This is a genomic window from Micromonospora sp. LHW51205, from assembly GCF_003315815.1.
GTDB classification, from domain to species: Bacteria; Actinomycetota; Actinomycetes; order Mycobacteriales; family Micromonosporaceae; genus Micromonospora; species Micromonospora chalcea.
Window position 1 is genome coordinate 81130 of record NZ_QMEZ01000011.1, and the last position, 12579, is coordinate 93708.

10 protein-coding genes are annotated in these 12579 nt (G+C 74.0%); 7 read left to right on the forward strand and 3 right to left on the reverse strand.

Annotated features, from left to right (window positions below):
- Positions 1–20: 20 nt before the first annotated feature.
- Complete coding sequence (locus tag DQE82_RS28405; protein ID WP_064447883.1) at positions 21–1613, forward strand: MDR family MFS transporter; 1593 nt, start codon at positions 21–23, stop codon at positions 1611–1613.
- A 224-nt stretch (positions 1614–1837) separates the two neighbouring features.
- Here the strand turns inward: DQE82_RS28405 and DQE82_RS28410 are convergent, their stop codons facing one another.
- Positions 1838–3436, reverse strand: coding sequence for a tetratricopeptide repeat protein (locus DQE82_RS28410; RefSeq protein ID WP_043328508.1), 1599 nt, complete (start codon positions 3434–3436; stop codon positions 1838–1840).
- 184 nt (positions 3437–3620) lie between these two features.
- Here DQE82_RS28410 and DQE82_RS28415 point away from each other — a divergent pair, with 184 nt between their 5' ends.
- Entirely contained in the window at positions 3621–4649 is a 1029-nt protein-coding gene (locus DQE82_RS28415; RefSeq protein ID WP_043328510.1) for an SIS domain-containing protein, read from the forward strand.
- Between the two features lie 25 nt (positions 4650–4674).
- Positions 4675–6264 (forward strand): PAS domain-containing sensor histidine kinase, encoded by a 1590-nt coding sequence (locus tag DQE82_RS28420; protein WP_064447882.1) that lies wholly within the window; start codon positions 4675–4677, stop codon positions 6262–6264.
- On the opposite strand, the gene DQE82_RS28425 is transcribed toward DQE82_RS28420, so the two are convergent.
- Positions 6239–8119 carry a glycosyltransferase family 39 protein gene (locus DQE82_RS28425; protein ID WP_113974691.1) on the reverse strand — a complete coding sequence of 627 codons (1881 nt, stop codon included), beginning with the start codon at positions 8117–8119 and terminating at the stop codon, positions 6239–6241. The genes DQE82_RS28420 and DQE82_RS28425 overlap by 26 nt on opposite strands.
- 586 nt (positions 8120–8705) lie before the next feature.
- Between DQE82_RS28425 and DQE82_RS28430 the strand changes: the two genes are divergently transcribed.
- The 4 genes from DQE82_RS28430 to DQE82_RS28440 are packed head-to-tail and all read left to right on the forward strand — an operon-like array spanning position 8706 to position 12047.
- A complete protein-coding gene (locus DQE82_RS28430; protein WP_043330952.1) occupies positions 8706–10415 on the forward strand; it encodes a nitrite/sulfite reductase in 1710 nt (569 codons plus the stop codon).
- On the forward strand, positions 10412–10570 hold the full coding sequence (locus DQE82_RS30930) for a hypothetical protein (protein WP_013288361.1): 159 nt from the start codon (positions 10412–10414) through the stop codon (positions 10568–10570). Before DQE82_RS28430 ends, DQE82_RS30930 begins: the two co-directional genes overlap by 4 nt.
- Positions 10567–11316, forward strand: a complete 750-nt coding sequence (locus DQE82_RS28435; protein WP_043328516.1) for a phosphoadenylyl-sulfate reductase — start codon at positions 10567–10569, stop codon at positions 11314–11316. The genes DQE82_RS30930 and DQE82_RS28435 overlap by 4 nt, the downstream gene beginning before the upstream one ends.
- Positions 11298–12047 (forward strand): sirohydrochlorin chelatase, encoded by a 750-nt coding sequence (locus DQE82_RS28440; protein WP_199496149.1) that lies wholly within the window; start codon positions 11298–11300, stop codon positions 12045–12047. Before DQE82_RS28435 ends, DQE82_RS28440 begins: the two co-directional genes overlap by 19 nt.
- A gap of 63 nt (positions 12048–12110) precedes the next feature.
- On the opposite strand, the gene DQE82_RS28445 is transcribed toward DQE82_RS28440, so the two are convergent.
- The gene (locus DQE82_RS28445; protein ID WP_013288358.1) at positions 12111–12368 is read right to left on the reverse strand and encodes a WhiB family transcriptional regulator; all 258 of its coding nucleotides are present in this window, start codon (positions 12366–12368) and stop codon (positions 12111–12113) included.
- Between the last annotated feature and the right edge of the window lie 211 nt (positions 12369–12579).

The following is a 12579-nucleotide window of genomic DNA, read 5'->3' on the forward strand; positions in this document are numbered from 1 at the left end:
ATCTGCGGGGGAGCCTACCGATGAGTCAACAAGCCCCGGTCGTCGCGAGACCGAACATCCGCGTCGTCCTGTTCGGCCTGATGATCGCGATGATGCTCGCGATGCTCGACAACATGATCGTCAGCACCGCGCTGCCGCGGATCGTCTTCGAGTTCGGGGGCGCCGACCACTTCACCTGGGTGGTCACCGCGTACGTGCTGGGCACGACTGTCTCCACGCCGATCTGGGGCAAACTCGGCGACCTCTACGGACGCAAGGCCGTCTTCCTCACCGCCGTCGTCGTGTTCCTGGTCGGCTCGGCGCTGTGCGGCATGTCCGGCTCCGGAGTCTTCGGCGGCGCCGACAGCGGCATGATCGAGCTGATCGCGTTCCGCGCCGTGCAGGGCCTCGGCGCCGGTGGCCTGATGGTCGGCGTCATGGCGATCATCGGTGACCTGGTGCCGCCCCGCGAGCGGGGCCGCTACCAGGGCATGATCGCCGGCATCATGGCCATCGCCATGGTCGCGGGGCCGCTGGTCGGCGGCTTCATCACCGACAACCTCTCCTGGCGCTGGGCGTTCTACGTCAACCTGCCGCTGGGCGGCGTGGCGCTGCTGGTCCTGGCCACCACCATGCACCTGCCGAAGTACCGTACCGAGCACAAGATCGACTGGCTGGGCGCGGCGCTGCTGTCCGTGGGCATCACCGCGATCGTGCTGGTCACCACCTGGGGCGGCAACCAGTACGACTGGGCCTCGCCGCAGATCCTCGGCCTCGCCGTGCTGGCGGTGGCCGCGCTCGGCGTGTTCGCTCTCGTCGAGCGGCGCGCGCCCGAACCGATCCTGCCGCTGAGCCTGTTCGCCAACCGCAACTTCGCGCTGATCTCGGTGATCGGGTTCCTGCTCGGCTTCGCCATGTTCGGCGCGATGAACTTCCTGCCGCTCTACCAGCAGACCGTCCAGGGCGCCTCGGCCACCAACAGCGGCCTGCTGCTGCTCCCGCTCATGTTCGGCATGCTCGTGGTCTCGCTCGTGGTCGGCCGGACGATCACCAAGACCGGCCGCTACCGGGCCTTCCCGATCGTCGGCGGCGTCGTGATGGCCGCCGGGATGGGCCTGCTCAGCCTGCTCGACGTGGACACCAGCAAGGCGCAGTCCTCGCTCTACATGGTCGTGCTCGGCGTCGGCATGGGCTTCCTGATGCAGACCTCGATGCTGATCGCGCAGAACAGCGTCGAGCAGAAGGACCTCGGCGCCGCCAGCGGCGCCGCCACGTTCTTCCGGTCCATCGGCGGCTCGTTCGGCGTCTCCCTCTTCGGCGCGATCTTCGCCAACCGTCTCGCCGACTCGGCGGCCGGCCCCGCGTTCGCCGGCTCGGGTGGCGGTGAGGGCGGCGCGATGAACCTGGAAGCCCTCAAGAAGCTCACCGGCCCGATGCGCGAGGCGGTGCTCGGCGGTCTCGCCGACGCCATCTCGCACGTCTTCTTCTGGGCGGTCCTCTTCACCGTCGCCGTGCCGGTGCTCGCCTGGTTCATCAAGGAGGTGCCGCTGCGCGCGACGAACGACGTGCGGCCGGCCGGCCCCACGCCGGAGGACGAGGCCGAGGCCGCGCTCGGCAAGGCCCCCGTCGCCTGACTCACCCGCCGCGGCCCCGCGCCCCCACCCCGGGGGTACGCGGGGCCGCCGCGTCTCCACTCCAGCGAGGCACCCGGTGCCTTCCGCCCGCTGCCCGCCACATCGGGGGAGTGGTGGGGTCGGAGGGGAGTTGATCGCGCCACCTCGGCGAAGTGGCGGCGCTCGGCTGGGTGGTGGGGGCCGGGGAGCCGGCCGGAAATGGGGCCCCGGAACGGTCCCGGCGCTCAGCCTCTGCGGAACAGGGCGGTGAGGCGTCGCCAGAGGCGGCGCAGCGGGCCTCCGCCGGCGCCGGCGATGAGCGAGTCGGCGGTGGCGCGGGCGGCCGGGTCGAGGGCCGGGGTCGCCCGCGCCAGATAGGCGAGCGACACCGCCACCGGGGTACGCCGGGCGGCGCCGGATGCCACCTCAGTGAGCCGTCCGGCCACCACGGCGGCCACGTCGGCGCGGGTGGCCGGGTCCACCCAGGCGGCGGTGACCAGGGCGAACAGCGCCGCCTCGGCGGCCGGGCCGGGATCGGTGGCCAGTTCGTGCAGCACCCGCCGCCGGGTCGACGACTCCCACGGCTCGTCGGTGCGGTGGTGCAGCAGGCCGAGGCAGGCCCAGACCTGCGCGCAGCGTCTCCACAGTGCCGGGTCCTGCCCGCCGAGCACGCGGCCCAGCGCGGTGGCGGGTGCCTCCGGCGGGTGCGCCAGCAGTGCGAGCAGGTCGGCGAGGTCCAGTGTGGCCAGCCCGACGGCGGCGTCGTACGCGGCCGGGGGGTGCGCCCACGCCGGGTGCGCCAGGTGCTGGAGGCGGCGTACCGCGGCTGCCGAGGGGGCGGGCCCGTCGGGGGACGGGAAATCGTCGTCTGCCGGTGTGACCTGACCCAGCCAGGGCCGCCCCCGGCAGCATTCGGCGAGGTCGCCGTGCTCGTGCGTGTCGTCCGGATGTTCCCGGACGAAGTCGGCGAGCGCCACCAGGTGGTCCACGTCGCCGTCGCGCAGGTAGCGCAGCCGGTGCGCGGTGTGCACGGCACAGTCGAAGGTGGGGTCCTTCGCCAGCGCCCGGTCGATCCAGCCCAGCGCCGCGTCGAGCCGGCCGTTGTCGGCGAGCGTGCCGGCGATGTCCGCGTAGACGGCGAGGTCGTCGGGGTCGAGCGCGACAGCCCGTTCCAGCGCCGCCAGCGCCTCGCCGGTGCGGCCGGCGCTGCGGTACGCGTACCCGAGCCACACCTCGCCGAGTTTGGTGGGCTGTGCGCGTACCCCCCGGGTGGCCCAGGTGACGGCGAGGGTGACCTCGCCGAGGCGCCGGGCCAGCGCGGACGCCGCGCCCAGCAGCAGCGGGTGGGCCGGATGCACGGTGATCGCGTTGCGGGCCAGCGTGAGGTACGGCGCCAGCGGCTCGCGCAGCCGGCGCGGCGCGGGGTCGGGCGCCGCCGCGCAGACCTGCATGAGGATCCGGGCGGTGCGTTCGGGGTCGAGGCGTTCCGGCAGGTCGGTGGCGGTCACCCAGGGCACGGCGGCCCACGGCGCGGCGGGCGCGTAGCCGGTGGCGGCGGCCAGCAGGTCGAGCCCTTCGGCGGGCCGGCCGGCGGCGGCGAGCAGGTGCGCGCGGGCCACCACGGCGCCGACGAACGCCTGCTGACCGAGCGGGAAGAGGTCCAGGTCGCCGCCGCTGGCCGCGTCCAGCCGGGCGAGCGCTTCGTGCGCCTCGGGCAGCGTGGGGGAGCGGACCAGCGCGGCGGCGATGTGGTCGGCGGCGTGCCGCAGGTCGCCCTCGCCCAGCGCCAGCCGGGCCAGCGCGAGTTCCTCCTCCGCCGAGAGCGCGGCGTCGTCCTCGGGCACGTCGTCCTTCCGCCGGTCGGGGTCGGTCAGCCGGGCAAGCCTAGGGGATCTTCCGTCAATTAGTGATCCACTGCGCACTCCTGCTCGTTGCGTTGATTGAGGCTGCTGAAACGTGCAAGACTGAGCATCGAACGCGCGAGAAACGCGCAGAAGGAGGTCTGGAGTGACGCGAGCAGGGGCCGGTATGGCCGCCGACATCGACGAGCAGCCGGCCGGTTACGAGCGTCTGCTCTCCGCCGAGCACGCCGCGGCGATCGCCGAGGTCGCGGCCGTCGTCGCGCAGCGGCGCCCCCGGCACGTGGTGTTCACCGCGCGGGGCACCTCCGACCACGCCGCGCTCTACGCGGCCTACCTGACCGAGATCCGCCTCGGGCTGCCCGCCGGGCTGGCCTCGCCCAGCGCGATCACCGTCTTCGGCGCCCGGCCCGACCTCTCCGACGCGCTCGTCGTCGGCGTCAGCCAGAGCGGCGGCTCGCCCGACCTCGCCGAGGTGCTGCGGGTCGCCCGCGCCTCCGGCGCGCTCACCCTGGCCGTCACCAACAACCCCGGCTCGCCGCTGGTCGAGACCGCCGAGCTGAGCGTGGACATCGCCGCCGGCCACGAGCGGGCGGTCGCCGCCACCAAGACCTACACCGCCGAACTGCTCGCGCTGCTCATGCTGATCGAGGGGGTACGCGCCGGCGACGGCGTGCTGCCCGCCGAGGAGCGCGCCGCGCTGAGCCGGCTGCCCGAGCTGGCCGCGCAGACGCTCGCCGACGACACCCCGGCCCGGCTCGCGCCGCGCTACCGGTTCGCCGCCCAGCTCGTCACCACCGGCCGGGGGTACGCGTACCCGACCGCGCGCGAGGCGGCGCTGAAGCTGATGGAGACCTCGTACCTGCCGGCGCTCGCCTTCTCCGGCGCCGACCTGCTGCACGGCCCGCTCGCCATGACCGACCCGGACGTACCGGTGCTCGCCGTCGTCGGCTCCGGCCCCGGCGGCACGTCGATGCGCGAAGTGCTGCCCCGCCTCGGCGAGCGCCGCGCCGACGTGGTGGTGGTCGGCTCCGCCGACGTCGGCGAGACCCGGATGGCGGTGCCCGAGGTCGACGAGCGGTACGCGCCGCTGCTCGACATCCTGCCGCTGCAACGGCTCGCGCTGGCCCTGGCGCTGGCCCGGGGCGAGGACCCGGACGCGCCGCGCGGCTTGAAGAAGGTCACGGCGACGATGTGAGGCCCGGCGTGGCACGCTGTGTGGCGTGTCCACCCTCCGTGACCTCGCCGAGGAGCACACCGCGCTCCGCCCGGCCGACATCGACCACCTGCACCGGATCGCCGGCGACTGGCAGCTGCTGTCCGACCTGTCCTTCGCCGACCTGCTGCTCTGGGTGCCGGTGGACGGCGACGGCACGTTCCTCTGCGTGGCCCAGGTCCGTCCCACCACCGCCCCGACCGCCTACCTGGACGACCAGGTCGGGCGGATCGTCGGCGGGGCCGAGGTGGCCCACCTGGAGGTGGCCTACCGGCAGGGACGGATCTGGCGCGAGGGCGACCCGGTCTGGTACGGCGACGTCCCGGCCCGCCACGAGGCGATCCCGGTCCGGCTGCGTACCGGCGACGGTGAAGCCGGCGAGGTGATCGCCGTGGTGGGCCGGGACACCAACCTGTCCACCGCGCGCACCCCCAGCCAGCTGGAACTGAACTACCTGACCACCGCCGACGACCTGGCCCAGATGATCGCCGACGGCACGTTCCCGCCGCCCCGGCACCCCGGCGAGACCACCTCGGCGCCCCGGGTCGGCGACGGCCTGGTGCGGCTCGACGCCAACGGCAAGGTCACCTACGCCAGCCCGAACGCCCAGTCCGCGTACCGCCGCCTCGGCTACGCCTCCCACCTCGTCGGCGAGGACCTGGCCAAGCTGCACCGCCGGCTCGCCGGCGACCCCCTCGAAGGCACCGACGCGGGCAACGCCGTGCTCGCCGCGCTGCGCGGCGAGGCGCCGCCCCGGCGGGAGATCGACGCCCGCGGCGCGACCATGCTCACCCGGGCGCTGCCGCTGATGCCCGCCGGAGTGCCGATCGGCGCGCTGGTGCTGGTCCGCGACATCACCGAGGTACGCCGCCGCGACCGCGCCCTGATCACCAAGGACGCCACCATCCGGGAGATCCACCACCGGGTGAAGAACAACCTCCAGACCGTCGCCGCGCTGCTGCGCCTGCAGGCCCGGCGGGTCTCCATGCCCGAGGCCCGGGTCGCGCTGGAGGAATCGGTACGCCGGGTCGCCTCGATCGCGCTGGTGCACGAGACGCTCTCCATGTCCAGCGACGAGGCGGTCGAGTTCGACGGCATCGTGGACCGGGTCGCCAGCGCCGCCACCGAGGTCGCCGCCACCGAGGTGAGCGTCGGCATGCGCCGCCGCGGCACGTTCGGCGTCCTGCCCGCCGAGATCGCCACCTCGCTGGTGATGGTGCTCAACGAGCTGCTGCTCAACGCCGTCGAGCACGGTTTCCCGTCGGCCGAGGAGGAGGCGGCCGCTCCTCCTGTGGACGTGCCCCGGCCGGAGGCGGGGGTTTCCGCGCCCCGGCCCGAGGTTGTGGTCTCCGCGCACCGGGCGCGCAAGCAACTGCACGTCACGGTGACCGACAACGGCCGGGGGCTGCCCGAGCAGTTCGACGCCGAGCGCGGCGGCAACCTGGGCCTGCAGATCGTCCGGGCGCTGGTCACCGGCGAGCTGCGCGGCACCATCGAGCTGCGTAACGGCGCCGACGGCGGCACCGAGGCGGCCATCGTCGTACCGCTGGCCCGCGGCACCACCGACCGCCTCACCGGACGAGCAGGGCCACTGTGATCCCCGGACGCGGCCACACCTGCCGCACCGTGTAGCCCGCGCGCAGCGCGTCGCCCTTCGCACCCGGCACCGCCGCCAACGGGTCCGCGCGCCGGCCGGTGACCACCAGCCACACCCGGTCCACCCCGGCCAGGCACCGCGCCGGGTCGTCGCACTCCACGGCCCAGAGGCTCGCGTCCTGACGCTGGTCGCGGACCACCAGCACGTCGCGTGGCAGCCTCGACCCCAGGTGGTACGCCATGCCGAGATCCGGGAACAGCCAGCCGTCCCGGGGCGAGTAGACGATCGCGTCGCCCGGCCGCTGCCCGGCGCGGATGATCCCGGCCGCGCCCGCGTAGTCGACGGGTGCGCTGCGCGGCCACTCGTGGGTGCGGCGCAGCGCCACCTGATCGGGCAGCCCGAGCAGTCCGGCCAGGACCACCACCGCGATTCCCGCCGCGACCCGTCCGCGCGGCGACGTCGGCCCTTGCTCTGCTTCCGTGGGCGCGGCAGTGCGGCCGGCTGCGGCGGGTGTCGCCGTGCGCGCTGGTCCAGCGGGCGTTGCTTCAGCGGGCGCTGGTTCAGCGGGCGTTGCTGTTGCCGGCGTTCGGGCCGGTGCGGGAGTGACCCGTGCGGCAGCCAGCGCGGCGCCGGCCAGTACGCAGGCGAACGGCACGGTGAAGACCAGGTAGCGGGTCACCCAGAGCGGCACCATCGTTCCGGCGGCGAACATCAGCAGCACCGGCAGCAGCACGGCGGCGGCCGGCAGCAGCGCCCGGCGACCCAGCCGGGCCACGCCGAGCGCCGCGAGCGCGAGCACGAAACCGCCGACGACGCCGCTCTGCGCCAGCGCACCCGGTAGCGCCGCCAGGTCGGGCAGGCGCGCCGGGTCGACCCAGTCGAGCTGTCGACCGCGCTGCCCCCGGGCGACGAGTGCCAGTGGGGTGACGAGCACGACGGCCGGCACCAGCGCCAGCAGCCACCAGGCCAGCGCCTCCCGAGCCTCGCCGGTCACGTACTGCGGTTCCGCTTCCGGCGCGTCCGTGCCATGCTCCCTGCTCCCGGGATGCGGTGACACCCGTGGCGTTCCACCGGCGTTCGATCTCGTGGCTGGGTGGAACGCCGTGGGTGTCTGCGGGGCGTCGTGACACCCGTGGTGTTCCACTCGCGCTCGATCTCGTGGCTGGGTGGAACGCCACAGGTGTCTGCGGCGTGGCCGGCTCGCGTCGGGCATCTGGGCTCGGGACTGGCCGGGCGGATCGACGACCCCCGCAGGGCCATGTGCGGCGGTCAGCAGCACCACCACGGCGTGCGCGGCGAGCAGGGTGAGCGCGACCAGGTGGAGCAGGCCGAGCGCGGCGACCGCAACGGCGTACCCGGCCCAGCGTCGCCAGGTCGGCCGGCGCAGCGCCTCGACCAGCAGCAGCGTGGCCAGCACGGCGAGCAGCGTGGCTAGGGCGTACGGGCGGGCCTCCTGCCCGTACCGCGAGGTGACCGGCAGGACCGCGAACAGCAGTCCGGCCAGCAGCCCGGCGCGACGGCCGACCAGCACCGCGCCGAGGCGGGCGGTGAGCGCGGCGGCCACGGCCATGGCCAGCGCGGAGGGCAGTCGCAGCGCCGTCGGCGACGTGCCGGCAATCGCCGTCCAGCCGTGCATGAGCAGGTAGTACGGCCCGGTGGCGGCGTCGATGGTGCGGGTCATCCGGGCCAGGTCGGATAGCGGGCGGGTGGCCGCGCTCCAGGTGGCCAGCTCGTCCCGCCACGGCTGGGCGTGCCCGATCCCGGCCAGCGTCACCACGAGCGTGAGCAGCCCCGGCGTCACCCACACCGCCCAGCCGGGAAGGGCGCGAACAGACGCGGGCCCGAACCTCCTCACCCCCGCAGCGTCACACGCCCGCTCCCGCTCACCCCCCAGCTCCCCCATTTCCCACCCACCCGGCCCACCCCACCCCGGCCCCCGCCCCGTCGATCATGAGGTTGACGGCACTTACCGTCCCTTTTGTCCCTGCCAACTTCATGATCAACGGTGCGGTGACGGGGGTGGACGGGGACCGGCGGTGTCGACCAAGGAGATTGCGGCCTGATGTGGCGGGTTGGGGGACGTCAACTCCTTGATCAACGGGAGAGGGCGGGGAGGGGCGGCGGGGGCAGGGATGGGAGTCGATCCCGGTTGGGGCCCGTGATGTGGGATCACAGTGCGGAGCTGTGGTCCGGCCGGGCGTGGTGTGGCAGCATGAGGCACATGACCGCCGCTGTCGTCCGCCGCTTCGTGGCTCGCCGCCACGTCGATTACGGCCGCGTGCGCAGCGCGATCTGTCCGGCCCACTGACGACGCCCGACCCTTCCGTCTCGGGCGCGCACTCGCGCCGGCCGTCATCGACATCGCCGTCCACGGCCCACTCCCGGGCCGGCCGCCGCGTCCGCGCTCGCAGGCACCGCAGCAAGCAATGGAGGACGCCGCGATGGCGGTCAGCAGCACCCCGACCCGTCCCGACTCCCCGGCGCCCGCCGCCCGTGCGCCCCGCCGGCCACGCGGCGAGGGCCAGTGGGCGCTCGGGCACAAAGAGCCGCTCAACCCCAACGAGCGGATCAAGAAGGACGACGACCCGCTGAACGTGCGGGACCGGATCGAGAACATCTACGCCCATCGCGGTTTCGCCTCGATCGACCCGCAGGACCTGCGCGGCCGGTTCCGCTGGTGGGGCCTCTACACCCAGCGTAAGGCCGGCATCGACGGCGGGCGTACCGCAGTCCTGGAGCCGCACGAGCTGGAGGACGAGTTCTTCATGCTCCGCGTCCGGGTGGACGGCGGCCAGCTCAACCTGGCCCAGCTCCGCGTGATCGCGGACATCTCCCGCGAGTTCGCCCGGGACACCGCCGACATCACCGACCGGCAGAACATCCAGTACCACTGGATCCGGGTCGAGGACATGCCGGAGATCTGGCGCCGGCTGGAGGCGGTCGGCCTGCAGACCACCGAGGCGTGCGGCGACTGCCCCCGGATCGTGCTGGGCAGCCCGGTCGCCGGGGTGGCCCGGGACGAGGTGCTCGACCCGACTCCGGCGATCGACGAGATCGTCCGCCGGTACGTCGGCGACAAGGCGTACTCCAACCTGCCCCGCAAGTTCAAGACCTCGATCTCCTGGCTGGTCGACACGCCGTACGAGGCGAACGACATCGCGTTCCTCGGCGTGGAGCACCCGGAGCACGGTCCCGGCTTCGACGTCTGGGTCGGCGGCGGGCTCTCCACCAACCCGATGCTCGCCAAGCGGCTCGGCGTCTGGGTGCCGCTGAACGAGGTGCCGGACGTGTGGGCCGGTGTGGTCGGCATCTTCCGCGACTACGGCTACCGCCGGCTGCGTAACCGGGCCCGGCTGAAGTTCCTGGTCGCCGACTGGGGCGTGGAGCGGTTCCGGGAGGTGCTGGAGAAGGAGTACCTGGGCCGCACGCTGCTGGACGGTCCGGCCGCGGAACTGCCGGCGAAGCCGGTCGACCACATCGGTGTGCACGCCCAGCGTGACGGCGCGAACTACGTCGGCGCGGCCCCGGTGGTGGGCCGGGTCTCCGGCACCCAGCTGGCGCAGCTCGCCGACGTGGTCGAGGCGCACGGCAGCGGCCGGGTGCGGCTCACCCCGTACCAGAAGCTGCTGGTGCTCGACGTGGCGCCGGAGCGGACCGAGGAGCTGGTCACGGCGCTGCGCGGGATCGGCCTGGAGGCCCGGCCGTCGGCGTGGCGGCGCGGCACGATGGCCTGCACCGGCATCGAGTTCTGCAAGCTCGCCATCGTCGAGACCAAGCGGCGCGGCGAGGAACTGGTCGCGCGCCTGGAGGAGCGGCTGCGCGACTTCGACGCGGACATCTCCATCCACCTCAACGGCTGCCCGAACGCCTGCGCCCGCACCCAGGTCGCGGACATCGGGCTCAAGGGCCAGCTCGTGGTCGGCCCGGACGGCCGGCAGGTCGAGGGTTTCCAGGTGCACCTCGGCGGCGGCCTCGGCATGGCCCAGGGCCAGACCGCCGGTTTCGGCCGCAAGCTGCGCGGCCTGAAGACCACCGCCGAGGAGCTTCCGGAGTACGTGGAACGGCTCGCCCGCCGCTACCTGGCCGGCCGGACCGAGGGTGAGACGTTCGCCAACTGGGTGATCAGAGCCGACGAGGAGGAGCTCCGATGAGCGATGCCCGATCTGCGCCTCTCTACTGCCCGTACTGCGGGGAGGAGGACCTGCGACCGCACGAGGCCGGACACGGCGCCTGGGAGTGCCACGCCTGCGCGCGGGTCTTCGCGGTCAAGTTCACCGGTCTGCTGAGCCGGGCGGTGACCCGGTGAGCGGCCTCGTCTCCGCCGCCGGCCTCGGCCTGATCGGCGAGGCCGGGCCGGCCCGCCGTGACCCGGAGGAGTTGCGCGCGCTGGCCGAGGAGGCCGGCCGGGAGCTGGCGGACGCGCCGGCGATCGAGATCGCCCGGTGGGCGGCCGAGACGTTCGGCGAGCGGTTCTGCGTGACCAGCTCGATGGCCGACGGGGTGGTGGCGCACCTGGTCTCCCGGGTCGCGCCCGGCGTCGACGTGGTGTTCCTGGACACCGGGCTGCACTTCCCGGAGACGCTGCGGGTGCGTGACGAGGTGGCCCGCCGGATGCCGGTGCGGGTGCGCTCGATCCGGCCTCGGATGACCGTGGGCCAGCAGGACGGCCAGTACGGTCCGCGGCTGTTCAACAGGTCCCCGGACGACTGCTGCCAGCTGCGCAAGGTCGAGCCGCTGGAGCGGGCGCTGTCCGGGTACGACGCGTGGGCCGCCGGGCTGCGCCGGGACGAGTCGCCGACCCGGGCGAACACGCCGGTGGTGGGCTTCGACGCGCGGCGCGGCAAGGTCAAGGTGAACCCGATCGCGGCGTGGACGCAGCGGGAGGTGGACGCGTACGTGGCCCGGTACGACATCCCGGTCAACGAGCTGTTCGCCCGTGGCTACGGCTCGATCGGCTGCTGGCCGTGCACCCGGCGGACGAAGGCGGGGGAGGACCCGCGGTCCGGTCGCTGGGCGATGTTCGAGAAGACCGAGTGCGGCCTGCACACCTGAGGGCCGGGCCACCCGTGGTGCTGGTGGCGCACGGGAGCCGTGACCCTCGGGCGGCGGAGGCGACCCGGGCGCTGGCCCGGGCCGTGGCGGACACCTGGCCCGGTCGTGCGGTGCTGCCGAGCTGGCTGGACCACACCGATCCCGGCCCGGCCGAGGTGCTGCGCGGGCTTGCCGCCGCCGGCCATTCCCGGGCGGTTCTGGTGCCGCTGCTGCTGACCGCCGCGTACCACCGGAAGGTCGACATCCCGGCGGCGGTCGCGGCGGCCGGCGCCGAGATCGAGGTACGGGTGACCGACGTGCTGGGCCCGGCCGGCTCCGGCGTGGACGGCGGGTTGCTGGACGGGCTGCGCCGCCGCCTGGCGGAGGCGACCGGCGACGAGCCGGGCGGGCTGGACGCGGTGGTGCTGGCGGCGGCCGGTACCCGGGATCCGGCCGCTCGTGCTTCGGTGGGCCGGGTCGCGGCGGCGTTCGGCGCCGGGCTGGGCGTGCCGTGCCGCGTGTCGTACGCCTCGGCGGCGCCGCCGGAGGTCGGCGGCGCGGTGGCGCGACTGCGCGCGGCGGGGGCCCGCCGGGTCGCGGTGGCGGCCTACTTCCTGGCGCCGGGCCGGTTCCACGACGGGGTACGCGCGGCGGCCCGGTCGGCGGGCGCGGTGGCGGTGGCGGAGCCGCTGAACGACCTGCCGGAGTTGGCGGATCTGGTCCGGCGGCGCGTGGACACGGTTGCGGCCTGACGGGTGAGGACAACGCAACGCCCCGGCCGGAATCCCGGCCGGGGCGTTGTCGTGTGGTACGGGTCAGGCGGAGTGAGCGCGCAGCACCCGGAGACCGCCGCGGCGCTTCACCGCGCGGCGCTCCTCCTCGCTCATCCCGCCCCAGACGCCGGCGTCCTGACCGGACTCCAGCGCCCACTGCAGGCACTGGTCGGTCACGGGGCAGCGCCGGCAGACGGCCTTCGCCTGCTCCACCTGAAGGAGGGCCGGGCCGGACGTCCCGATGGGGAAGAACAGCTCCGGGTCCTCGTCGCGGCAGACCGAATCGTGGCGCCAGTCCATGGCGGCAACACTCCTCATTCTTAGTGGGTGGCCAGTAAACGCTTCGTTGCTATTCCTATTTGCGTCCGCATTGCCGAAGGGTGACGGTCAGCATCCATCAATTCGGCGCAGCGTGAGCAGGCTGTGGGGTGCCTGGACCTGCTGGAACAGCTCAACCGAACGAGCATATCCAGGCAATGTCCCGGCAACACGAGTTCGCTTGTGAATACTT